This window comes from Curtobacterium sp. MCBD17_026 (assembly GCF_003234895.2).
GTDB classification, from domain to species: domain Bacteria; phylum Actinomycetota; class Actinomycetes; order Actinomycetales; family Microbacteriaceae; genus Curtobacterium; species Curtobacterium flaccumfaciens.
Genome location: NZ_CP126281.1, coordinates 1,572,792 through 1,596,127 on the forward strand (window position 1 = coordinate 1,572,792; position 23,336 = coordinate 1,596,127).

Below are 23,336 nucleotides of genomic sequence, written 5' to 3' on the forward strand. Positions count from 1 at the left end.
GACCACGTCAGCATCCTTTAATGCCGTCCAGTGAGGCGGGGAAGGGGGTCGACGTGGGAACCAGAACGGTCCTGCAACAGCCCGACATCACGCGTGCCCTGACACGCATCGCGCACGAGATCCTCGAAGCCAACCACGGGGGCTCGGACCTCGTGCTCCTCGGCATCCCGACCCGCGGCGCCGTCCTGGCGGAACGCCTCGGCCGGATCCTGGCAGGCATCGAGCCGGAGTGGTCCTCGGCCGCCGGCGGCATCGGGACGGAGCGTGTCGGCACGCTCGACGTCACCATGCACCGGGACGACCTCGGCCACGGCATCGGTCGCGCGCCGCACCGGACGGTCATCCCCGCCGGCGGCATCGACGGCAAGGTCGTCGTGCTCGTCGACGACGTGCTCTACTCCGGCCGCACCGTCCGCGCCGCGCTCGACGCGCTGCAGGGCATCGGGCGGCCGCGCGCCGTCCGGCTCGCCGTGCTCGTCGACCGCGGCCACCGCGAGCTGCCGATCCGTGCGGACCACGTGGGCAAGAACCTGCCGACCGCGTCCGACGAGCGGGTCACGCTGCACCTGGCCGAGACCGACGGCGACGACACCGTGTTCATCGAGCAGGGGGTGGCGTGATGCGGCACCTGCTCTCGACCGCCGACCTGTCCCGCGACCAGGCCGTCCACATCCTCGACGTCGCCGAGGAGATGGCCGAGGTCAACACGCGCGAGGTCCGGAAGCTCCCGGCCCTGCGCGGCAAGACCGTGGTGAACCTGTTCTTCGAGGACTCCACGCGCACCCGCATCTCCTTCGAGGCCGCCGCGAAGCGCCTGTCCGCCGACGTCCTGAACTTCGCCGCGAAGGGCTCGAGCGTCTCGAAGGGTGAATCCCTGAAGGACACCGTGCAGACCCTCGGCGCGATGGGCATCGACGGCATCGTCATGCGCCACGGAGCATCGGGCGCCCCACGGGTGCTGGCCGACGCCGACTGGATCGACGTGCCGGTGGTCAACGCCGGTGACGGGACCCACGAGCACCCGACGCAGGCGCTGCTCGACGCCTTCACCATGCGCCGCCGCCTGCACGGCGCCGGTTCGCGTGGCCAGGGCCTCGACGGCGTGCGCGTCCTGATCATCGGCGACGTGCTGCACAGCCGGGTAGCCCGGTCGAACGCGTGGCTGCTCCGCACCCTCGGGGCGAGCGTGACCTTCGCCGCGCCGCCGACGCTGCTGCCCGCCACCCCGTCCCCGTTCGGCGCCGCGGTGCACCACGACCTCGACACCGCCCTGGCCGAGGACCCGGACGTCGTCATGACGCTCCGCATCCAGCAGGAACGCATGAACGACGCCTTCTTCCCGAACCCGCGCGAGTACACGCGGCACTGGGGCCTGACGGCGGCGCGCTTCGGGCGACTGTCCGAGCGCACGCTGATCATGCACCCCGGTCCGATGAACCGCGGTCTCGAGATCGCCGGCGTCGCCGCCGACGACCCCCGCTCGACCGTCGTCGAGCAGGTCGAGAACGGCGTCTCGGTCCGGATGGCCGTCCTCTACCTCGCCCTGACGGGCAGTGCCGGCAACGGCACCGATGCGAAGGAGTCCGCCGCATGACCGCTCACCTGATCCGTGGCGCGCAGCTGGTCGACGGCTCGCGTGCCGACATCCGAACGGAGGGCGGGCGCATCACCGCGGTCGGGACCGGTCTCGACACGGCCGGCGCCACCACCGTGGACGCGGACGGCCTCATCGCCCTGCCCGGTCTCGTGGACCTCCACACGCACCTGCGCGAGCCCGGCCACGAGGAGTCCGAGACGGTCCTCACCGGGTCGCGTGCCGCGGCTGCCGGCGGGTTCACCGCCGTCAACGCCATGGCGAACTCGAGCCCCGTCGCGGACACCGCCGGGGTCGTCGAGCAGGTCCAGGCGCTCGGTGACGACGCCGGCTACGTGACGGTCCGCCCGATCGGCGCCGTGTCACAGGGGCTGCAGGGCACCCACCTGTCCGAGATCGGCGCGATGGCGACGTCCCGGGCGAAGGTCCGGGTCTTCTCGGACGACGGCTCCTGCGTGGCCGACCCGCTGCTCATGCGCCGCGCACTCGAGTACATCAAGGGCTTCGGCGGGGTGCTCGCGCAGCACGCCCAGGAGCCCCGGCTGACCATCGGCGCGCAGATGAACGAGGGCCGACTGTCATCGGAACTCGGCCTCGCGGGCTGGCCCGCCGTCGCCGAAGAGGCGATCATCGCCCGCGACGTCCTGCTCGCCGACCACGTCGGAGCACGCCTGCACGTCTGCCACGTCTCGACGGCCGGCAGCGTCGAGGTGATCCGGTGGGCCAAGTCTCGCGGCATCGACGTCACGGCCGAGGTCACGCCGCACCACCTGGTGCTCACCGAGGACCTCATCGCCGGCCACGACGGTGCCCCCGGGTACGACGCCCGCTACAAGGTGAACCCGCCGCTCCGCGCGCGCGAGGACGTCGAGGCACTCCGCGCTGCCCTGGCCGACGGCACCATCGACATCGTCGCGACCGACCACGCACCGCACACCGCCGAGGCGAAGTGCTGCGAGTGGCCCGCCGCCGCGAACGGCATGGTCGGCCTCGAATCCGCGCTGAGCGTGGTGCAGGCCGCGGTGGTCGACGACGGCCGGCTCGACTGGGCCGACGTCGCCCGGGTGCTGTCCGAGGCACCGGCGCGGATCGGCCAGGTCGAGGGGCACGGGCAGCGGATCGCCGAGGGAGCCCCCGCCGAGATCACCCTCTACGACCCGTCAGCCAGTCGCGAGTTCGCGGTCACCGACCTCGCCGGGCAGTCGCAGAACTCGCCGTACCTCGGCATGACGCTGCCGGGCCGGGTCGTCGCCACCTTCCACCAGGGGTACGCGACCGTGCTCGACGGCCGCGTCGTCGACGCGGAGACGACCGCGGCGCACGCCGCGGCGCACGCCGCGGCGCTGCGGACGGGGGCGCGCGCATGAGCGGTGACGCCCAGCGCTGGCTCCTCGGCGCGGTGATCCTGCTCGCGGTCGCCGCCCTGTTCGTCGCGATGGCGCGCACCTGGCGGACGCGGACCAGGAAGCAGGCGGAAGCCGTGCCTCCGGTCCGGGTGCCGGCCGACCTGGCACCGGCGGTCGGGTCGTGGGACGGGTTCACCGTCGCGACCACCCGTGCCGACCAGCCGTTGGAACGCATCACCGCAGGCGGCCTCGGGTTCCGCGGCCGCGGTGGGGTGACGGTCCACGCGACCGGCGTGGTGATGCGCCTCGCCGGCACCGACGACCGCTGGATCGCGCGCGACGCGGTCCGCGGCGCCGACCGGTCCACGTGGGCGATCGACCGAGTGGTCGAACCCGGGGGACTGGTCCGTCTGCGATGGACGGCGACCGGCGCCGCAGGTGCGACGGACCTCGACACCTACTTCCGGTTCCCGGAGGGCGACGCAGCCGCGCTGCACGCCCTGCAGGGACTGACCGAGACCGGGCCGCAGGCGACTGCGGCCGATGCTCCGCGAACCGCGGGCGAAGGGAAGAAAGCATGACACGCGAACGGGCCGTCCTGGTCCTCGAAGACGGCACCCGGTACGACGGCTGGGCCTACGGCGCCCGTGGGCGCACGCTCGGTGAGGTGGTCTTCGCGACCGGCATGACCGGCTACCAGGAGACGCTGACCGACCCCTCCTACGCCGGACAGATCGTGGTGCAGACCGCGCCGCACATCGGCAACACGGGCGTGAACGACGAGGACCCCGAGTCCCGTCGCATCTGGGTCGCCGGGTACGTGGTGCGCGACCCCAGCCGCGTGGTGTCGAACCACCGCGCGAACGCCACGCTCGACGACCACCTGGTGCGCGACGGCATCGTCGGCATCGCAGGGCTCGACACCCGCGCACTCACCCGCCGCATCCGTGACGCCGGCGCCATGAAGGGCGGCGTCTTCAGCGGTGCGGACGCGGCACTGCCGGCGTCCGAGCAGGAGCAGCTCGTGCGCGACCAGGCCGGCATGGCCGGGGCGAGCTTCTCGTCGGTCGTGTCCACCCCGGAGACCTACGTCGTCCCCGCCGAGGGCGAGCAGATCGGCACCCTGGCCGTGCTCGACCTCGGCGTGAAGGCCTCGACCACCCGCTACCTCGCCGCCCGCGGCTTCGAGGTGCACGTGGTGCCGCAGGACATCTCCGCCGCCGAACTGTCGGCACTCGACCCGGACGCCCTGTTCTACTCGAACGGCCCCGGCGACCCCGCCGCGTCGGACGCACAGGTGGAACTGCTGCAGGACAGCCTGCGCACCGGCCGGCCGTTCTTCGGCATCTGCTTCGGCAACCAGCTGCTCGGCCGCGCGCTCGGCTTCGGCACCTACAAGCTGCCCTTCGGCCACCGCGGCATCAACCAGCCGGTGCTCGACACGACCACGGGCAAGGTCGAGATCACGAGCCAGAACCACGGCTTCGCGGTCGACGCGCCCCTCGGCGAGGTCCTCGAGTCGCCGGCCGGGTTCGGTCGGGTCGAGGTCTCGCACTACTCGCTGAACGACAACGTGGTCGAGGGCCTCCGCGCGCTCGACGTGCCGGCGTTCAGCGTGCAGTACCACCCCGAGGCCGCCGCCGGACCGCACGACAGCATGTACCTCTTCGACCGGTTCGCGGACATGGTGCGCGAGCGTCGCGACGGGGAGCCGCTCGACGCGGCCACCGCAGACGCCACGACCCCCGCAGCAGACATCACCAAGGAAGCGAACTGATGCCCAAGCGCGCAGACATCAACTCCGTCCTCGTCATCGGTTCCGGCCCGATCGTCATCGGTCAGGCCGCCGAGTTCGACTACTCCGGCACCCAGGCGTGCCGCGTCCTCCGCGCCGAGGGCGTCCGGGTCATCCTGGTCAACCCGAACCCGGCGACGATCATGACCGACCCCGACTTCGCCGACGCGACCTACATCGAGCCGATCACGAACGCGTCGCTCGAGGAGATCATCCGCATCGAGAAGCCGGACGCCGTCCTGCCGACCCTCGGCGGCCAGACGGCCCTGAACGCGGCCATCGCGCTCGACGAGGCCGGCATCCTCACCAAGCACGGCGTCGAGCTCATCGGTGCCAAGGTCGAGGCGATCCAGCGCGGCGAGGACCGCCAGCTCTTCAAGGAGCTCGTCCTCGAGTCCGGTGCCGACGTCGCCCGCAGCCACATCGCGCACACGCTCGAAGAAGCGAAGGAGTTCGCGAAGGACCTCGGGTACCCGCTGGTCGTCCGCCCGTCCTTCACCATGGGCGGCCTGGGCTCGGGGTTCGCCTACAACGAGGCAGAACTCGTCCGCTTCGTCGGCGACGGGCTGCAGTCCAGCCCGACGACCGAGGTCCTGCTCGAGGAGTCCATCCTCGGCTGGAAGGAGTACGAACTCGAGCTGATGCGCGACAACTACGACAACACCGTCGTCATCTGCTCCATCGAGAACGTCGACCCGGTCGGTGTCCACACCGGTGACTCGATCACGGTCGCCCCCGCGCTGACCCTGACCGACCGCGAGTACCAGAACATGCGGAACATCGGCATCGACATCATCCGTCGCGTCGGTGTCGACACCGGCGGCTGCAACATCCAGTTCGCCGTCGACCCGTCCAACGGCCGCGTCATCGTCATCGAGATGAACCCCCGCGTGTCCCGCTCGTCGGCCCTCGCATCGAAGGCCACGGGCTTCCCGATCGCCAAGATCGCGGCGAAGCTCGCCATCGGCTACCGGCTCGACGAGATCGAGAACGACATCACGAAGGTCACCCCGGCGAGCTTCGAGCCGACGCTCGACTACGTGGTCGTGAAGACCCCGCGGTTCGCGTTCGAGAAGTTCCCGGCCGCCGACGCCACCCTCACCACGACGATGAAGAGCGTCGGCGAGGCGATGGCCATCGGCCGGAACTACGCCACCGCACTGCAGAAGTCGCTGCGCTCGCTCGAGAAGCGCGGGTCGAGCTTCCACTGGGACACCCCGGCGGCCGAGCTCGACAAGGACGCCCTGCTGACGAAGTCGTCGATCCCGACCGACGGTCGCATCGTGACGGTCCAGCAGGCCCTGGTCGCGGGTGCCACCGCGGACGAGGTCTTCGAGGCCACGAAGATCGACCCCTGGTTCATCGACCAGATCGTGCTCATCAACGAGGTCGCGGACGAGGTCCGGGCCGCCGAGTCCCTCGACGCGGACACCCTGCGGTGGGCGAAGGAGCACGGCTTCAGCGACACCCAGATCGCGAGCCTGCGCAGCTCAGACGCGGCACCGGTCTCCGAGCAGCAGGTCCGTGACGAGCGGCACGCCCAGGGCATCCGGCCCGTCTTCAAGACGGTCGACACCTGCGCCGGTGAGTTCCCGGCCCTGACGCCGTACCACTACTCGTCGTACGACACCGAGACCGAGGTCGTCCCGAGCGACCGCAAGAAGGTCGTCATCCTCGGCTCCGGCCCGAACCGCATCGGGCAGGGCGTCGAGTTCGACTACTCCTGCGTGCACGCGTCCTTCGCGCTGAGCGCCGCCGGGTTCGAGACGATCATGATCAACTGCAACCCCGAGACCGTGTCGACCGACTACGACACCTCGGACCGCCTGTACTTCGAACCGCTGACCGCCGAGGACGTCCTCGAGGTCATCGAGGCCGAGGCGGCGTCCGGCGAGCTCGTCGGCGTCGTCGTGCAGCTCGGTGGTCAGACCGCCCTGGGCCTGGCGAAGCCGCTCGAGGCCGCGGGCATCCCGATCCTCGGCACCAGCCCGACCGCGATCGACTCCGCCGAGGAGCGCGGGCAGTTCTCCGCCATCCTCGACGCCGCCGGTCTGCTCGCACCGCGGAACGGCACGGCCCACGACCTGGCGAGCGCGACCACGGTGGCCGAGGAGATCGGGTACCCCGTCCTCGTCCGCCCGTCGTTCGTGCTCGGCGGCCGCGGCATGGAGATCCTGTACGACTCCCCGTCGCTGGCGGACTACTTCGACCGGATGGCCGACCAGGCGATCATCGGCCCGGAGCTCCCGCTGCTGGTGGACCGGTTCCTGGACGACGCCGTGGAGATCGACGTCGACGCGCTCTTCGACGGGGAGCGGCTCTACATCGGCGGCATCATGGAGCACCTCGAAGAGGCCGGTATCCACTCCGGCGACTCGGCGTGCACCCTGCCCCCGGTCGGCCTCGGCCGCGCGGAGATCCAGGGCGTCGTCGACGCGACCGAGAAGATCGCCCGCGGCATCGGCGTGCAGGGCCTGCTCAACGTGCAGTTCGCCATCGGCGCCGGCGTGCTCTACGTCCTCGAGGCGAACCCGCGCGCCAGCCGCACGGTGCCCTTCGTCTCGAAGGCGCTCGGCATCCCGCTGGCCAAGGCCGCGTCCCGCATCATGACCGGCACCACGGTCGCCGAGCTCGTCGCCGAGGGCATGCTGCCCGAGCGTGACGGCGCGTTCGTGCCCGCGCAGTCGCCGGTCGCCGTGAAGGAGGCCGTGCTGCCCTTCCGTCGCTTCCGCACCCGCGAGGGCCAGGTCGTCGACTCGGTGCTCAGCCCCGAGATGCGCTCCACCGGCGAGGTCATGGGCATCGACCGCGACTTCCCGCGGGCGTTCCTCAAGTCGCAGGACGCCGCGTACGGCGGCCTGCCGACCAGCGGCACGGTCTTCGTGAGCGTCGCCGACACCGACAAGCGCGCGATCGTGCTGCCGGTGCACCGCCTGCAGCAGCTCGGCTTCACGATCATCGCGACCGAGGGCACGGCGGAGATCCTCCGCCGCAACGGCATCGAGGTCGGGATCGTCGGCAAGTACAGCCAGGGCGGCGAGAGCGTCGTCGACCTGCTGGCCACGGGCGAGGTCGACATCGTCATCAACACGCCGTCCGGTGCCGCGGGTCGTGCGGACGGGTACGAGATCCGCGCGGCGACGGTGGCGGCGGACAAGCCGCTGTTCACGACGATCGCGCAGATCGGTGCGGCCGTCGCGGCGATCGAGACGATCGGTTCGCCGCTCAACGTCCGCAGCCTGCAGGACTACGCGCGCGAGCGCGCGACCTGGTGACGGCTGCCAGCGTGGGCACGACCCGGTCGGGAGGCCCGGCCTCCTTCGGCGTCCGCCTCGCGTCCGCCATGGGGGAGCGTTCACCGCTCTGCGTCGGGATCGACCCCCACGCCGCCACCCTGGCGGCGTGGGGGCTCGCCCGCGACGAGCAGGGCCTCACCGCCTTCGGCGCGACCCTGGTCGACGCGGCCGCCGGCCGCGCGGCGATCGTGAAGCCGCAGGTCGCCTTCTTCGAGGCGGCGGGGGTGGCGGGCTACCGTGCGCTCGACGCGACGATCCGCCGGGCACGCGATGCGGGCCTCCTGGTCGTCGCCGACGTGAAACGGGGCGACATCGGGACCACCGGTGACGACTACGCGCTCGCGTGGCTCGACCGCGACGGGCCGTTCGCGGCCGACGCGATGACGGTGTCGCCGTACCTCGGGTACGGCTCGCTCCGGGGCACGGTCGACGTCGCGCGCCGGAACGGTGCGGGGGTCTTCGTGCTCGCGGCGACGAGCAACCCCGAGGCCCGGTTGCTGCAGACCGCGGTCGTCGCGGAGGGGCCGCGTACCGGCCGGACGGTCGCGGCCGGTATCGTCTTGGACGTGGCAGACGACAACCGGTCCGTGGGCGATCAGGCCCTCGGCGACGTCGGGCTCGTGCTCGGCGCGACCCTTCACCTCGACGACTTCGGCATCGACGCGGACGCGATCGGCTCCGCGCCGGTCCTCGCCCCGGGCTTCGGTGCCCAGGGTGCCCGCATCGAGGACCTCCGTGCGCTGTACGGCGCCCGTGCCGAGCAGGTGCTCGTGAGCGAGTCGCGCGGCCTGCTGACCGACGGTCCGGACGGCGTCGCGGCGCTCGTCACCGACCGCGCCGACCGCATCCGCACCGCACTGGCGGCGGCAGCGTGACCGACGACCACGAGGGCCTGCCCGCCCACCGCACCCCGCCAGAGGTCGACCGCGTCGCCGCGGCGAAGGCCGCCGTCGCCGCGCGACGCGCCCGGGCCGCGGTGAAGGCCGCGATCGCGTCGGGGGAACGCTCCGCGCTCGACGTCGCCCGTGCCGCGTGGGACGACTCGCTGGTCGAGACGACTTCGGCGGAACGCTCGCTGCGGGTCCGTGACCTGCTGGTGAGCCTGCCGGGCATCGGCCCCGCGCGTGCGGAGGCGATCATGGGGTCCCTGCGGATCGCGCCGTCGAAGCGCCTCGGTGGCCTGGGGACCCGGCAGCGCGCCGCCCTGGCCGACTGGCTCGCCGCCCGCGGTCGCAAGCGTGGTGCCTCGAAGCTCGTCGTGCTCGCCGGACCCACCGCGGTCGGCAAGGGCACGGTCAGCGCCCACATCCGCGAGCAGTACCCGGACGTCAACCTCAGCGTCTCCGCCACCACCCGGAAGCCGCGCCCCGGCGAGGTCGACGGCGTGCACTACTACTTCGTGGACGACGACGAGTTCGACCGCATGATCCGCGACCGCGAGCTGCTCGAGTGGGCGACCGTCCACAACTCGTACCGCTACGGCACCCCGCGCCCGCCGATCGACCGCGCGCTCGACGCCGGCGAGAAGGTCATGCTCGAGATCGACCTGCAGGGCGCCCGGCAGGTCCGCGACGCCATGCCCGAGGCGGTGCTCGTGTTCCTGCTGCCGCCGACGTGGGAGGAACTGGTGCGCCGGCTCATGGGCCGCGGTACCGAATCCGCGGAGGAACAGGCGCGTCGCCTCGAGACCGCGAAGGTCGAGCTGGCTGCCCAGGACGAGTTCGACGTGCGGATCGTGAACTCCGATGTCGGCACCGCGGCACGTGAGGTCGTAGACTTGTTCTCTGCGCCCTGACGGGTGCACTGACTTCGAGGAGACACCATGGCCAACCCCCAGGGCATCATCGACCCGCCCATCGACGACCTGCTCAGCAAGGTCGAGTCGAAGTACGCGCTCGTCATCTTCGCGTCCAAGCGCGCCCGCCAGATCAACGACTACTACGCCGACCTGCACGAGGGCTCGCTCTTCGACAACGTCGGACCGCTCGTCGACTCGACGATCGACGACAAGCCGCTGTCCGTCGCGCTCCACGAGATCAACGAGGACAAGCTCACCGTCACCAAGCAGCAGCAGCCCACCGACTGATCCCGGTGACTGCAGCTGCTCTCCGCCTCTTCACGTCCGAGTCGGTGACCGAGGGGCACCCCGACAAGATCTGCGACCAGATCTCGGACAGCATCCTCGACGCACTGCTGACGGTCGACCCGAACGCGCGCGTCGCCGTCGAGACGATGGTGACCACCGGGCTCGTGCACGTCGCCGGCGAGGTCACGACCTCCGGTTACGTCGAGATCCCCAAGCTCGTCCGTGACGTCATCACCGGCATCGGCTACAACTCGTCGGACGTCTCGTTCGACGGCGCCACGTGCGGTGTCGAGGTCTCGATCGGTGCGCAGTCGCCGGACATCGCGCAGGGTGTCGACGAGTCGCTCGACTCCCGCACCGGTGCGGTCGACCCGCTCGACCGCCAGGGTGCCGGCGACCAGGGCATCATGTTCGGCTTCGCGACGAACGAGACCCCCGAGTACATGCCGGTCGCGATCTGGCTGGCCCACCGCCTGGCCGAGCGCCTGGCCGCGGTCCGCAAGTCGGGCGAGCTGTCGTTCCTCCGCCCCGACGGCAAGACCCAGGTCACCATCGGGTACGACGGCGTCGTGCCGAAGACCGTCGAGACCGTCGTGCTCTCCACGCAGCACTCGCCGAGCGTCACGCTCGACGAGCTCACCGCGGCGATCACCGAACACGTGATCCGTCCGGTCCTCGACCTGGTCGACCTCGACTCGTCGCACGTCGACGTCATCGTGAACCCGACCGGTCGCTTCGAGATCGGTGGCCCCCAGGGCGACGCCGGGCTCACCGGCCGCAAGGTGATCGTCGACACCTACGGCGGGGCCTCCCGTCACGGTGGCGGCGCGTTCAGCGGCAAGGACCCGTCGAAGGTCGACCGTTCGGCGGCGTACGCGCTGCGCTGGGTCGCCAAGAACGCGGTCGCCGCGGGGCTGGCCGACCGGCTCGAGGTGCAGGTCGCGTACGCGATCGGCCGCGCGAAGCCCGTCGGGCTCTACGTCGAGACCTTCGGCACCGGACACGTCGACGACGCCACGATCGAGGCAGCCATCCGCCAGGTGTTCGACCTGCGTCCGGCCGCGATCATCCGCGACCTCGACCTGCTCCGACCGATCTACGCGCAGACCGCGACCTACGGCCACTTCGGCCGCGAGCTCCCCGGGTTCACGTGGGAGCAGCTCGACCGTGTCGAGGAACTCCGCGCCGCCGCAGGACTCGTCGCCGCGACCGTCTGAAGCACCGCGTGACCACCGTCGCGCGCGTCGTCCTCGACTCGCCGCTCCCGCAGTTGGACCGTCTGTTCGACTACCGGGTGCCGGCCGAGCTCGAGGACGACTGCGTCGCGGGGGTCCGCGTCAAGGTGCCGCTGCGCACCGGGGCACGGATGTCCGACGGCTACGTGGTCGAGATCGTCACCGAAGGTGAGTACCCGGGGGAGCTCAGCCAGATCGAGGCCGTCCTGTCCCCGGTGCCCGTCCTGGCGCCGGAGATCTGGGCCCTCGCGCGCGCCGTCGCCGACCGGGCCGCGGGTGTCGCCTCCGACGTCCTGCGCCTCGCCGTGCCCCCGCGGCAGGTGCGCGCCGAGAAGGCCTGGCTCGCCCGGGACACCGCGTGGTCGCCCCCGCCGGTGAGCGCCCCGCCCGTAACCGGCTACGCCGACGGCGTCCTGGAGGCCGTGGTGACGGAGCACGGACGCGCCGCGGTCGCCGCCGTGCCCCAGCCCGTGGCGGTGGGCGACGCGGGCGAGCCGGTCTGGGTCCCGGGCTGGGCCGCGACGCTCGCCCAGGCGGCCGCGCACACGGTGGCGGCCGAGCAGTCCGCGGTGATCGCCGTGCCGGACTTCCGCGACGTCATCGACCTCGAGCGTGCTCTGCTCGCCGTGCTGCCACCGGAGCGGGTGGTGCGGTTCGACGCCAAGCAGACGAACGGGCAGCGCGCGAAGGCCCTGCTGCAGGCCCGCACGCACCCGGTGGTCGCGATCGGCAACCGCACGGCCGTGTACGCGCCGGCGACCGAGCTCGGGCTGATCGCCATGTGGGACGACGGCGACGCCTCGTTCATCGAGCAGCGGGCGCCCTACGTGCACACGCGCGACGTCGCCCTGGTGCGGGCCGCCCAGTCCGGTGCCGCCCTGCTGTTCGTCTCGCACGCGCGCAGCACCGACGTGCAGCGACTGGTCGAGCTGCACTGGCTGCAGGACGTCGTGCCCCACCGCGTGAAGACCCCGAAGGTCATCCCCACCGTGCAGCAGACCGGGGCCGAGGGGTTCGCCGCACAGGCCCGCATCCCGAGTTCCGCCTGGCGTGCCGCGCGCGAGGCCAGCCAGCACGGTGCCGTCCTGGTGCAGGTCGCGAGCCCGGGCTTCGGCACCGGGCTGGTCTGCGCCGAATGCGGCGAACGCGCGCACTGCCGCGTCTGCGGCGGGCCGCTCGGCAGCCCGCACCGTGGCGCCACGCCGCAGTGCCGGTTCTGCGGCGCGCTGGCCGTCGGGTTCCGCTGCCCGACGTGCGGCAACGGCACCGTCAAGCCGGTCGGCCAGGGGGCGCAACGGACGGCCGACGAACTCGGGCGGGCGTTCCCCGGTACCCGGATCGTCGTCGCCGACGGCTCACGCCCGCTCGACGAGGTCCCCGCCCGGCCCTCCGTCGTCGTCGCCACCCGTGGGGCCGAGCCGTCGGTGCCGGGGGGCTACGCCTGCGTGCTGCTGCTGGACGGTGAGAAGATGCTCGCCCGCGAGGGGCTGCGCGTGCAGGAGGACGTCCTGCGCTTCTGGACGAACGCGGCGGCGAAGTCGGCCCCCGGTGCCGAGGTGTACCTGGTCGGGATCGGCGGTCGGCTGGCCTCGGCGATGGCCCTGTGGCGACTCGACGGGCCCGCGCACGACGAGCTGACCGACCGCCGCGAACTGCACTTCCCGCCGGCGGTCCGGGTCGCGACGATGACCGGCACCGACGAAGCCGTCACCGCTGCGGTCGAAGCGCTCGGCGACGCCGTCGTCGGTCCGGTGCTCGGTCCGGTCCCGGTCGAGGACGACGCCCTGCCGGGCACGGTCCGGGCGATCGTGCGGTTCCCGTACGCGCACGGGGCCGAGGTCGCCGCGACGCTCAAGGCCGAGGTGATCCGGCGCTCGTCGACCAGGCGGGTGCTCAAGGGCGGCAACCGCCGACGCGCCGCTCCGACGCTGCGGGTGCGGTTGGACGACGCCGAACCGTTCTCCGAGGTCTGACCCGGCCGGGCCCGCGTGGGCCCGACCGCGAGCGCCCCGACGCAGAACGACACCGCCGACGTCGTCGGACGTCGGCGGTGTCGTTCAGGGTCTGCCGCCGAGTGGCGACGGGCTGGTGCGGGCCGGTCAGGCGTTGGCGGGCCGGCGACGCTCGCGGGGCAGCACGACGCCGAGGGCGACCATGCCGATGGCGAGGACGAGGTGCAGCCAGTTGTCGGCGTTGTTCAGCGGGACGAAGTTCGCACCCGAGCTGTGACCGGCGGTGAAGAGGCCGTAGATCCACAGCACGAAGTAGACGATCCCGCCGATCACCAGGTACATCCGCGAGCCGGAGGCACGGTTGGCGGCGATCAGTCCGACGACGCCGAACAGCAGGTGCACGATGTTGTGCAGCACGGACACCTGGAAGATGCCGAGCAGCATGCCCATCGACTCGTGTCCGGCCCCGGCCAGGTCGCCGGTCGTGATGCCGGGGATGAACCCGGCGATCCCGACGAGCAGGAACACGATGCCGACCACGAGGGCGGCCTTCTGGACGGACGAACCGGCGTAGCGGTTGGTGGCGGTGGTGACGTCGCTCATGGTGTCTCCTGATCTCAGCGCGGTTGCGCGGGGTTGGTGGGCACGCCGTGGGACGGCGGGTTGATCGTCGGACCGGCGGTGGCCGGCGTGACGTCCGCGGGTGCCGAGGCCCCCGCCGACGTCTCGGGGAGGTGCTCCGGCACGGAACCGGTCGGCTCCGCACCGCCGTCCAGGGCCTCGATCCGGTGACGGATCCGCTCCAGCACCGGCAACCGTGCGCCGTGGGCGTTCTCGTGGTCGAGCAGCACCTCGAGCTGCTCGCGGTCGAGGGCCGTCAGGTGCTCCGTGAGGTTGCCGAGCGGGACGTGGTCGAAGTCCGGGATGGGCAGGTCTCGGTCGGTCATGGTGCTCCTTCCGTCGATGCAGCCACAACGTACGCAGCCCACGCTCTGCTGGTGCACAGGCAGTGCCGAGCACCGCGTGCCCCGGACAGGCGTCGGGGTCGGGTGGGCCGGTCGGCGTGGGAGGATCGAACCCATGCGTCTCGTCGTCGCCGGCAGCCCCGCTGCGGCCGTCCCCACCCTCCGCCGTCTGGCGGCGTCCGACCACGAGATCGTCGCGGTGCTCACGCGGCCGGCCACCCCGCAGGGCCGCAAGCGTGTCCTCACCCCGACCCCGGTGGCCGTCGTCGCCGCCGAGCTCGGACTGCCCGTCATCGAGGCCTCGCGCGTCGACGACGCCGTCACCGTCCGGATCGCGGACCTCGACGTCGACCTCGGCGTCATCGTCGCGTACGGCGCCCTGCTCCGCCGCCCGGCCCTCGACGCCCCGCGGCACGGGTGGATCAACCTGCACTTCTCCGACCTGCCGGCGTACCGCGGTGCGGCTCCCGTGCAGCGTGCGGTGATGGCCGGCGACACCCGGACCGCCGCGACGGTCTTCCAGCTGGTCGAGGCGCTCGACGCCGGCCCCGTCCACGCTGCGCGGCCCTTCGAGATCGACCCCGAGGCGACCTCGGGCGAGGTCCTCGCCGCGATGGCCGAGGTCGGCGCCGACGTCGTGGCGGACGTCGTGGACGCCATCGCCGCCGGCACCGCCGTCGCGACCGAGCAGTCCGGCGAGCCCACGGTCGCCCCGAAGCTCACGATCGACGACGGCCGCATCGACTTCGCCGTGCCCGCCACCGTCGTGCACGCGCGGCTGCGCGGGGTCACGCCCGAGCCCGGCGCGTACGCCCACCTGGGCGAGACCCGCGTGAAGCTGCTCCGCAGCACACTCCAGCCGGGAGGCACGCAGGACCCCGCCCCGTCGCTCGCGCCGGGTGCGCTCGCACTCCACGGCGGTCGGCTGCTGGTCGGGACCGCCGACACCCCGCTCGTGCTGCTCGAGGTGCAGCCGGCGGGCAAGAAGGCGATGGACGCCGCCGCCTGGGCCCGTGGCCTCGGCGAACTGGACGGGAAGGTCCTCGCATGAGCCCCCAGACGAAGCCCCAGGGTGCCCGCCGCGGCCCGCGTCCGGCCAGCGCCCGCCGCGTGGCGTTCGACGTGCTCCGCGCCGTGCAGGTCGACGACGCCTACGCGAACCTGCTGCTGCCGACGCGCATCCGCCGCGCCGGTCTCACCGCTCGCGACGCCGGGTTCGCGACCGAGCTCACGTACGGCTCGATCCGGATGCTCGGCCGCTACGACGTGATCATCGCGCTGGCCTCCGGTCGCCGGGCCGAGAACATCGAGGCGGACGTCCTCGACGTGATGCGCCTCGGTGCGCACCAGCTGCTCGCCATGCGCACGCCGACGCACGCGGCCGTCGACGCCACGGTCGAGCTCGCCCGCGAGGTCGGCGCCCGCCGCGCCACCGGGTTCGTGAACGCCGTGATGCGCAAGATCGCCGCCCGCACCGATCAGGAGTGGGACGCCCTGATCGCCGAGGGCCGCGCCGGGGACGCCCTGCTCGCCACCCGCTGGTCGCACCCGGTCTGGGTCGTCTCGGCGCTCCGCGACGCCCTGGCCGCCGAACGCTCGCGCGACGAGCTCGCCGCCCTGCTCGCCGCCGACAACGCAGCACCCCGGGTGCAGCTCGCGGCCCTGCCCGGACTCGCCACCGACGAGGACATCGCCACCGCGACCGCCCGCACCACGCCGGACGACGACACCGACGCCGCGTTCGCCGACGCGACCGGTGCGGACGACGTGCCCGCGGCCCTGGTGCCGGCCGACGACGAACCGGAGGCCGACGGCGTGACCGGCACCGTGCCTCCCGTCCGGGCCGACGAGCCCGTCGTGCAGGCGGATGCCGCGCCGGTGTCGCCCGTCGGCATCCGCGGCATCAGCGGCGACCCGGCGCGCGTGCCGGGCGTCGCCGCCGGACGCCTGCGCGTGCAGGACGAGGGGTCGCAGCTCGCCGCGCTGGCGCTGAGCCGCTCGTCGGACGTGCGTGCGGGGGAGCGGTGGCTCGACATGTGCGCCGGGCCCGGCGGCAAGGCCGCGCTGCTCGCCGCCGAGGCGCAGCAGGGCGGGGCGACCCTGGTCGCCAACGAGCTCGTGCCCGCCCGCGCCGGACTCGTGCGGAACGCCCTCGGCGTGTTCGGTGACCACGTGCGGGTCGTCGAGGGCGACGCCCGTCGGTACGGACGCGACGGCACCGGGATGACCTTCGACCGCATCCTGCTCGACGCTCCGTGCACCGGGCTCGGCGCGCTGCGTCGCCGGCCGGAGGCACGCTGGCGGAAGCTCCCCGAGGACGTCGAGGAGCTCGCTGGCCTGCAGACCGAACTGCTCGACGCCGCCGTGCGGGTGCTCGCACCGGGCGGGACCCTGGCGTACGTGACGTGCTCGCCGCACCTGGCCGAGACCCGCGGGCAGGTCGACGCCCTGATGGGGCGGCACGGGGACCGGCTCGAGCAGCTCGACACCGCCACGATCGTCCGGGGTGTCGCGGCGCGCGACCCCGAGATCGCGGACGGTGCCACGGCGCAGCTGTGGCCGCACCGCGTCGGGACGGACGCGATGTTCATCGCGCTGTTCCGCCGCGTCGACTGAGGCCCCGGCCTACGGCGCGCCGGTAGGCTTGCCCGGTGACGATCCGCATCTCGCCGAGCATCCTGTCCGCCGACTTCGCGAACCTCGAGCGCGAACTCCAGCGCATCGAGACCGCCGACCTGGTGCACGTCGACGTGATGGACAACCACTTCGTCCCGAACCTGACGCTCGGGCTGCCGATCGTGCAGCGCCTGCAGCAGGTGTCGCCGGTGCCGCTCGACGTGCACCTGATGATCACCGACGCCGACCGCAACGCGCCGAAGTACGCCGAGACCGGTGCGTCGAGCGTCACGTTCCACTTCGAGGCAGCCGACGACCCGGTGGCCACCGCCGCCGCGATCCGGTCGAACGGTGCCCGCGCGGCCGTCGCCGTGAAGCCCGGCACCCCGATCACGCAGGTACTGCACCACCTCGACGCCTACGACATGATCCTGCTGATGACGGTCGAGCCCGGGTTCGGCGGACAGTCCTTCATGCCGTCCGTGATGCCGAAGCTCGCCGACGCCCGGGCCGCCGTCGACGCGTCCGGGCTCGACGTCTGGCTCGAGGTGGACGGCGGGATCGCGGTCGACACCGTGCCCGAGGCCGTCCGGAGCGGTGCCGACACCCTGGTGGCGGGCTCCGCGGTCTACGGCGGCGAACCCGCCGCGCGCATCGCGGACCTGCGCGAGGCCGCCGCTCGGGCGCGCTCGTGACCGGGGGAGCGCCGGAGCGCACCGGCGTCACCGAGGTGACCACTGCCTCCCGTCCGGACGGTGCGTCGGCAGCGTCAGCGGAGACCGGTAGCCTGGACCCCGTGAAGACGTTCGACGACCTGTTCCAGGAGCTCACCGAGAAGGCGCGCACGCGCCCCGAGGGCTCCGGCACCGTCGCCGAACTGGACGCCGGCGTGCACCAGATCGGCAAGAAGATCGTGGAGGAAGCCGCCGAGGTCTGGATGGCGGCCGAGTACGAGGGCGACGAGCGCACCTCGGAGGAGATCTCGCAGCTGATCTACCACCTCCAGGTCCTCATGGTCGCCAAGGGGCTCACCCCGGCGGACGTCTGGCGACATCTGTAGGAAGCGCCGCCCGGCGCACCGACGACCGCCGACGACCCCACAGAAAGCAGACCCACTGATGCTCCGCATCGCCGTGCCCAACAAGGGCTCCCTGTCCGAGACCGCGTCCGACATGCTGCGGGAGGCCGGGTACGCCGGCCGCCGCGACCCGAAGGCGCTGCACCTGCTCGACGAGCGCAACGGCGTCGAGTTCTTCTTCCTCCGCCCGCGGGACATCGCCACGTACGTGGGGTCCGGCGCGCTGGACGTCGGCGTCACCGGCCGTGACCTGCTGCTCGACTCCGGGTCCGAGGCGCACGAGGTCGACGCGCTCGGCTTCGCCGACTCCACGTTCCGGTTCGCCGGCACCCCGGGTCGGTTCGCCTCGCTGCAGGACCTCGACGGCGTGCGCGTGGCCACGAGCTACCCCGGCCTGGTCGGTGCGTTCCTCGCCGAGCACGGGGTCAGCTCGACGCTCGTGAAGCTCGACGGCGCGGTCGAGAGCGCCGTGCGGCTCGGGGTCGCCGACGCCGTGGCCGACGTCGTGTCGACGGGCAGCACGCTCCGGCAGGCGGGGCTCGAGATCTTCGGCCCGGTGATCCTCGAGTCGACCGCGGTGCTCGTCTCCACCGACGAGACCATCCCCGGCATCGACGTGCTGCGCCGGCGTCTGCAGGGCGTGCTCGTCGCCCGTGGCTACGTGATGCTCGACTACGACGTCCCCACGGCCCTGCTCGAGCAGGCGACCGCGGTGGCGTCCGGCATCGAGTCGCCCACCGTGTCGCCGCTGCACGACCGCGACTGGGCCGCGGTCCGCGTGATGATCCCGCGCGACGACGCGAACCTCATCATGGACGCGCTCTACGACCTCGGCGCCCGGGCGATCCTCGTCAGCCCGATCCACGCCGCACGCCTGTGACCGCCGGTGGCGTGTCGGTGCGGGTCATCCCGTGCCTCGACGTCAAGGGCGGTCGCGTCGTCAAGGGCGTCAACTTCCTGGACCTCCAGGACGCCGGTGACCCCGTCGAGCTCGCGGCTCGCTACTACGAGCAAGGTGCCGACGAGCTGACCTTCCTGGACGTCGGCGCCACGGTCGAGAACCGCGCGACGATGTACGACACCGTGACCCGGACGGCCGAGCAGGTCTTCATCCCGCTCACCGTCGGCGGTGGGGTGCGCAGTGTCGACGACGTCTCGCGGCTGCAGCAGTGCGGCGCGGACAAGATCGGCGTGAACAGCGCAGCCATCGCACGGCACGAGCTCATCGGCGAGATCGCCGACCGGTTCGGCGCCCAGGCAGTCGTGCTGTCGCTCGACGTCAAGCGGTCCGACCGGATGCCCTCGGGCTTCGTGGTGACCACCCACGGCGGGCGGACCGAGTCCGACCTCGACGCCATCGCGTGGGCACGCGAGGCCGTCGAGCGCGGCGCGGGGGAACTGCTGGTCAACTCCATCGACGCCGACGGCACGAAGAACGGGTTCGACCTCGAACTCGTGACCGCGGTGCGCGCCGTCTCGTCCGTCCCGGTGATCGCCTCGGGAGGCGCGGGTCGCGTCGAGCACTTCGCCCCGGCCGTCGACGCGGGTGCGGATGCAGTCCTCGCCGCCAGCGTCTTCCACCGTGGCGAGATGACCGTGGGGGACGTCAAGGCCGCGCTCCGCGCGACCGGCCACGCCGTCCGCTGATCCGCCGCCGTAGGCTAGGAGTCTCATGACCGACAGCACCAGCACCGACACCGAGGCGGTCCTCGACCGCGCACGCTTCGGAGCGGACGGCCTGCTCCCCGCCATCGTGCAGGAGGAATCGTCGAAGGACGTCCTCATGCTCGGCTACATGGACCGGGAAGCCCTCCGCCGCACCCTCACCGAAGGCCGTGTGACCTTCTGGTCGCGGTCGCGGAACGAGTACTGGCGGAAGGGCGACACGTCGGGACACGCCCAGTACGTCCGGGGCGCTGCGCTGGACTGCGACGACGACACGCTCCTCGTCACGGTGCAGCAGGTCGGGGCGGCGTGCCACACCGGGGCGCACCGGTGCTTCGACGTCGACCCGCTCGCGCCCGTGACCATGTCCGCCCCGGCGGACACGGCCGGGGAGCCGACGCGATGACCACCGCGACGATCTCCGACACCCCGCACACGACCTCCCGACCTGAGTTCGACGGCCTGCTCGGCGACCACCGGGTCCTGCCGGTCGTCCGCGCGCTGTACGGCGACAGCGAGACGCCGGTCGGCGTCTACCGCAAGCTCGCCGACGGCCGCCCCGGGTCCTTCCTGCTCGAGTCCGCCGGCCAGGGCGGCCTGTGGTCGCGCTGGTCGTTCGTCGGCGTCCGGAGCTTCGGCGTCCTGACGCAGGACGGCGACCGCGCGGCATGGATCGACACCGGCATCGACGCCGAGCGCGCCGTCGGGTCGCTCGAAGGCGCCCCCCTCGAGGTCCTCGCACGGTTGCACGAGCGCTGGGCCACGCCGCGGGTGCCCGGCTCGCCGCCGCTCGTCGGCGGCACCGTGGGCTTCATCGGGTGGGAGGCCGTGCGGCAGCTCGAGCACCTGCCGAACGTGCCGCCAGCCGACTTCGACGTCCCCGGACAGGCGCTGTCGTTCGTCTCCGAACTCGCCGCGCTCGACCACCGCACCGGTCTCGTGCTGCTCGTCGCGAGCGTGCTGAACGACGGCACCGACGACGCGGACACCCTCTGGGCGGACGCGCAGCAGCGCCTCGACCGCATGCAGGGCGACCTGGTGCAACCGAGCGTCGCGACCGTCGCCGAGGCCTTCGAGATCGCCGAGCCGACCCCGACCCACCGTACGAGCCCGGCCGACTACATGGCGGCCGTCGAGCGCTCGAAGGGCTTCATCCGCGACGGCGACGTGTTCCAGGTCGTCATCTCGCAGCGGTTCGACCACGAGGTCACGGCCGACCCGCTCGACGTCTACCGGGTCCTCCGGACGCTGAACCCGAGTCCGTACATGTACTTCCTCGCCCTCGCGGACACCGCCGACGAGCGGTTCTGGATCGTCGGGGCCTCGCCAGAGGCCCTGGTCAAGGTGCAGGGTGACCGCGCGATCACACACCCGATCGCCGGGTCCCGCCCGCGCGGTGCGACCCCGGAAGAGGACGTCCGCCTCGGCGAGGACCTGCTCGGCGACCCGAAGGAGCGCGCCGAGCACCTGATGCTCGTCGACCTCGCCCGCAACGACCTGCAGAAGGTGTGCGAGCCGGGCACCGTCAGCGTCACCGAGTTCATGACCGTCGAGCGGTTCAGCCACATCATGCACCTGGTGTCGAGCGTCGAGGGGCGGGTGCGTCCCGACGCCTCGGCGATCGACGTGTTCCGGGCGACGTTCCCGGCCGGCACGCTCTCGGGTGCGCCGAAGCCGCGTGCGCTCGAGATCATCGACGAGCTCGAGCCGGCGAAGCGCGGTGCGTACGCCGGAGTCGTCGGGTACTTCGACTTCGCCGGTGACGCCGACCTGGCGATCGCGATCCGAACGGCCCTGATCAAGGACGGCGTCGCCCGCGTGCAGGCCGGTGCCGGGCTCGTGGCGGACTCCGACCCGGAGACCGAGCACGTCGAGGCGGTCAACAAGGCCGCCGCGCCGCTGCGTGCCGTCGCCACGGCCAACCGGATGCGCGAGGTCCGCTCGTGAAGCGCTCGCGTCCGATCGTCGTGGTCGCCGGGCTCCTGGTCGCCGGCGTCATCATGCTCGCCTGGACCCAGACCTGGTTCACCGTGCGCCTGCACGCGGGTGCCGCCGTCACCTCGACGGTCTCGGCCGACGGGGCGGCGGTCGTGCCGCAGTACACCGCGCTGGCGATCGCCAGCCTCGCACTCTTCCTGGCGATGACCATCGCCGGACGGGTGTTGCGCATCGTGCTCGCCGCCGTCGAGATCCTGCTCGGCCTCGGCGTGGTCGTCAGCGGGATCACCGCACTCGGTGACCCGATCGCCGCTGCACGCGGTGCCGTCGGCGAGGTCGCCGGGGTCAGCGACCTCGGCGCCGTCCGCGGTGTCGTGTCGAGCGTCTCCGTGAGCCCGTGGCCCGCCGTCGGGATCGCGGGCGGCGTACTCGCCGTGCTGCTCGGCGTGGTCGTCATCGTGGTCCAGCGCGCCTGGCCCGGCCCGAGCCGGAAGTACGGTGCGGCGACCGCCGGGGCCGCCGCGGCGGCACGCGCAGCAGCACCCGTCCAGCGCGACGCGGTCGTCGACTGGGACGACCTGAGCGCGGGCGTGGACCCGACCACCGCCGACGGCGCGGGCGCGGGGGCGCCGAGTGACGACACGGTAGGATCGACAGGGCGTCGCTCGACCGACGACGCCGGAGCAGAACGAGGAGCACCGTGAGCAACACTGAGCCCGCAGAACTCGGCGAAGGCCACTCGCCGGCCGCCTGGACCGCCGTCGTGATCATGCTGATCGGATTCGCGGCAGGCACGCTGTTCTTCTGGTTCGACCAGCCGTGGGGCGTCTGGGCCTCCGCCGGCGTCGTCCTCATCGGCCTCATCGCCGGTGGCGTGATGAAGAAGGCCGGCTACGGCGTCGACGGTCCGAAGTTCGTCCCCAAGCACCACGGCGAGTAGGGGTCTCCCGATGCCGAACGTGCTCGAGACCCTCGTCGCGGGCGCGCTCGAGGACGCCGCCGCCCGTCGTGTCGATCGTCCGTACTCGGACGTCGAACGCGACCTCGACCGGGTGGCGTCGCCGCTCGACGCCCTCGCGTTCCTCAGCCCGGGCGATCGGGTGAAGATCATCGCCGAGGTCAAGCGTGCCAGCCCGTCCCGCGGGTCGATGGCCGCGATCGCCGACCCGGCCGCCCTCGCCGCCGACTACGAGCGTGGCGGGGCCTCGACGATCAGCGTCCTGACCGAGGGCCGCAAGTTCCTCGGCAGCCTGGCCGACCTCGAAGCCGTGAAGGCCCGCGTCGGGGTCCCCGTGCTCCGCAAGGACTTCATCGCAGACCCGTACCAGGTGATCGAGGCCCGGGCGTCCGGAGCCGACGTCGTGCTGCTCATCGTGGCGGCGCTCGAACAGGCCCGCCTGGTCGAACTGCACACCCTGGCCGAAGAACTCGGCATGCGCGTGCTGGTCGAGGCGCACTCCGGTGACGAGGTCACGCGTGGCCTCGACGCCGGTGCCCGCATCCTCGGCGTCAACGCCCGTGACCTGACCGACTTCTCGCTCGACCGCGACCTGTTCGGGTCGCTCGCCGACCGCATCCCCGCCGGGGTCGTGCGGGTCGCCGAGTCCGCGGTCTCCGGTCCGGCCGACGTCGCCCACTACCGTGCAGCGGGCGCCGACGTCGTGCTGGTCGGTGAAGCGCTCGTGACGGGCGACGACCCTGCCGCGACCCTGGCGTCGTTCGTCGACGCCGCCGACCAGGCCTGACCGGCCCACGGGGCCGCCGAATCGT

24 protein-coding genes are annotated in these 23,336 nt (G+C 72.5%); 22 read left to right on the top strand and 2 right to left on the bottom strand.

Translation table 11 applies throughout. From position 1 onward, the window contains the following. The first annotated feature begins 20 nt into the window (after window positions 1-20). From pyrR to DEI85_RS07455, 11 genes are read left to right on the top strand one after another with little or no spacing between them, the layout of a single operon-like run. Window positions 21-620: a bifunctional pyr operon transcriptional regulator/uracil phosphoribosyltransferase PyrR gene (pyrR, locus tag DEI85_RS07405; protein WP_017887177.1), complete on the top strand. Its 600-nt coding sequence runs from the start codon at window positions 21-23 to the stop codon at window positions 618-620. Further along, window positions 620-1,594 (top strand): aspartate carbamoyltransferase catalytic subunit, encoded by a 975-nt coding sequence (locus DEI85_RS07410; RefSeq protein WP_111090425.1) that lies wholly within the window; start codon window positions 620-622, stop codon window positions 1,592-1,594. Before pyrR ends, DEI85_RS07410 begins: the two co-directional genes overlap by 1 nt. Further along, on the top strand, window positions 1,591-2,961 hold the full coding sequence (locus DEI85_RS07415; protein ID WP_111123651.1) for a dihydroorotase: 1,371 nt from the start codon (window positions 1,591-1,593) through the stop codon (window positions 2,959-2,961). The genes DEI85_RS07410 and DEI85_RS07415 overlap by 4 nt, the downstream gene beginning before the upstream one ends. Further along, a complete protein-coding gene (locus DEI85_RS07420; RefSeq protein WP_051596738.1) occupies window positions 2,958-3,521 on the top strand; it encodes a PH-like domain-containing protein in 564 nt (187 codons plus the stop codon). Before DEI85_RS07415 ends, DEI85_RS07420 begins: the two co-directional genes overlap by 4 nt. Further along, on the top strand, window positions 3,518-4,717 hold the full coding sequence (carA, locus tag DEI85_RS07425) for a glutamine-hydrolyzing carbamoyl-phosphate synthase small subunit (protein WP_110858973.1): 1,200 nt from the start codon (window positions 3,518-3,520) through the stop codon (window positions 4,715-4,717). The genes DEI85_RS07420 and carA overlap by 4 nt, the downstream gene beginning before the upstream one ends. Further along, window positions 4,717-8,010 (top strand): carbamoyl-phosphate synthase large subunit, encoded by a 3,294-nt coding sequence (gene carB, locus DEI85_RS07430; protein WP_110858972.1) that lies wholly within the window; start codon window positions 4,717-4,719, stop codon window positions 8,008-8,010. The genes carA and carB overlap by 1 nt, the downstream gene beginning before the upstream one ends. Before the next feature lie 11 nt (window positions 8,011-8,021). Beyond that, entirely contained in the window at window positions 8,022-8,906 is an 885-nt protein-coding gene (gene pyrF, locus DEI85_RS07435; RefSeq protein ID WP_258376346.1) for an orotidine-5'-phosphate decarboxylase, read from the top strand. Further along, window positions 8,903-9,826 carry a guanylate kinase gene (gene gmk / locus DEI85_RS07440; RefSeq protein ID WP_258376347.1) on the top strand — a complete coding sequence of 308 codons (924 nt, stop codon included), beginning with the start codon at window positions 8,903-8,905 and terminating at the stop codon, window positions 9,824-9,826. The genes pyrF and gmk overlap by 4 nt, the downstream gene beginning before the upstream one ends. A 27-nt stretch (window positions 9,827-9,853) precedes the next feature. After that, window positions 9,854-10,117, top strand: coding sequence for a DNA-directed RNA polymerase subunit omega (gene rpoZ / locus DEI85_RS07445; protein WP_017887186.1), 264 nt, complete (start codon window positions 9,854-9,856; stop codon window positions 10,115-10,117). A gap of 5 nt (window positions 10,118-10,122) precedes the next feature. Then, entirely contained in the window at window positions 10,123-11,334 is a 1,212-nt protein-coding gene (metK, locus tag DEI85_RS07450; RefSeq protein ID WP_110858970.1) for a methionine adenosyltransferase, read from the top strand. Between the two features lie 8 nt (window positions 11,335-11,342). Beyond that, window positions 11,343-13,325: a primosomal protein N' family DNA-binding protein gene (locus DEI85_RS07455; protein WP_110858969.1), complete on the top strand. Its 1,983-nt coding sequence runs from the start codon at window positions 11,343-11,345 to the stop codon at window positions 13,323-13,325. A 126-nt stretch (window positions 13,326-13,451) separates the two neighbouring features. Here DEI85_RS07455 and DEI85_RS07460 read toward each other — a convergent pair whose 3' ends face one another. Then, entirely contained in the window at window positions 13,452-13,907 is a 456-nt protein-coding gene (locus DEI85_RS07460; protein ID WP_110858968.1) for a DUF4383 domain-containing protein, read from the bottom strand. A 14-nt stretch (window positions 13,908-13,921) separates the two neighbouring features. Beyond that, complete coding sequence (locus DEI85_RS07465; protein WP_110858967.1) at window positions 13,922-14,251, bottom strand: DUF8129 domain-containing protein; 330 nt, start codon at window positions 14,249-14,251, stop codon at window positions 13,922-13,924. A 133-nt stretch (window positions 14,252-14,384) separates the two neighbouring features. On the opposite strand from DEI85_RS07465, the gene fmt reads away from it, so the two are divergent. The 11 genes from fmt (at window position 14,385) to trpC (ending at window position 23,311) form a co-directional block, all read left to right on the top strand. Continuing rightward, a complete protein-coding gene (fmt, locus tag DEI85_RS07470) occupies window positions 14,385-15,320 on the top strand; it encodes a methionyl-tRNA formyltransferase (protein WP_111123653.1) in 936 nt (311 codons plus the stop codon). A gap of 59 nt (window positions 15,321-15,379) precedes the next feature. Continuing rightward, a complete protein-coding gene (locus DEI85_RS07475) occupies window positions 15,380-16,885 on the top strand; it encodes a transcription antitermination factor NusB (protein ID WP_111123673.1) in 1,506 nt (501 codons plus the stop codon). 35 nt (window positions 16,886-16,920) lie between these two features. After that, entirely contained in the window at window positions 16,921-17,580 is a 660-nt protein-coding gene (rpe, locus tag DEI85_RS07480; RefSeq protein ID WP_110864565.1) for a ribulose-phosphate 3-epimerase, read from the top strand. 101 nt (window positions 17,581-17,681) lie between these two features. After that, window positions 17,682-17,945 carry a phosphoribosyl-ATP diphosphatase gene (locus DEI85_RS07485; protein WP_027465728.1) on the top strand — a complete coding sequence of 88 codons (264 nt, stop codon included), beginning with the start codon at window positions 17,682-17,684 and terminating at the stop codon, window positions 17,943-17,945. Between the two features lie 58 nt (window positions 17,946-18,003). After that, window positions 18,004-18,843 carry an ATP phosphoribosyltransferase gene (gene hisG / locus DEI85_RS07490; RefSeq protein WP_110858964.1) on the top strand — a complete coding sequence of 280 codons (840 nt, stop codon included), beginning with the start codon at window positions 18,004-18,006 and terminating at the stop codon, window positions 18,841-18,843. 11 nt (window positions 18,844-18,854) lie between these two features. Next, window positions 18,855-19,610, top strand: coding sequence for an imidazole glycerol phosphate synthase subunit HisF (gene hisF, locus DEI85_RS07495; protein WP_284183499.1), 756 nt, complete (start codon window positions 18,855-18,857; stop codon window positions 19,608-19,610). A 25-nt stretch (window positions 19,611-19,635) separates the two neighbouring features. Further along, window positions 19,636-20,034, top strand: a complete 399-nt coding sequence (gene hisI / locus DEI85_RS07500; RefSeq protein WP_110858962.1) for a phosphoribosyl-AMP cyclohydrolase — start codon at window positions 19,636-19,638, stop codon at window positions 20,032-20,034. Beyond that, window positions 20,031-21,575, top strand: a complete 1,545-nt coding sequence (locus DEI85_RS07505) for an anthranilate synthase component I (RefSeq protein WP_110858961.1) — start codon at window positions 20,031-20,033, stop codon at window positions 21,573-21,575. Before hisI ends, DEI85_RS07505 begins: the two co-directional genes overlap by 4 nt. After that, entirely contained in the window at window positions 21,572-22,270 is a 699-nt protein-coding gene (locus DEI85_RS07510) for a Trp biosynthesis-associated membrane protein (protein WP_110858960.1), read from the top strand. Before DEI85_RS07505 ends, DEI85_RS07510 begins: the two co-directional genes overlap by 4 nt. Then, a complete protein-coding gene (locus DEI85_RS07515; protein WP_111090420.1) occupies window positions 22,267-22,506 on the top strand; it encodes an HGxxPAAW family protein in 240 nt (79 codons plus the stop codon). Before DEI85_RS07510 ends, DEI85_RS07515 begins: the two co-directional genes overlap by 4 nt. A 19-nt stretch (window positions 22,507-22,525) precedes the next feature. Beyond that, entirely contained in the window at window positions 22,526-23,311 is a 786-nt protein-coding gene (gene trpC, locus DEI85_RS07520) for an indole-3-glycerol phosphate synthase TrpC (protein WP_110859138.1), read from the top strand. The last annotated feature ends 25 nt before the right edge of the window (window positions 23,312-23,336 follow it).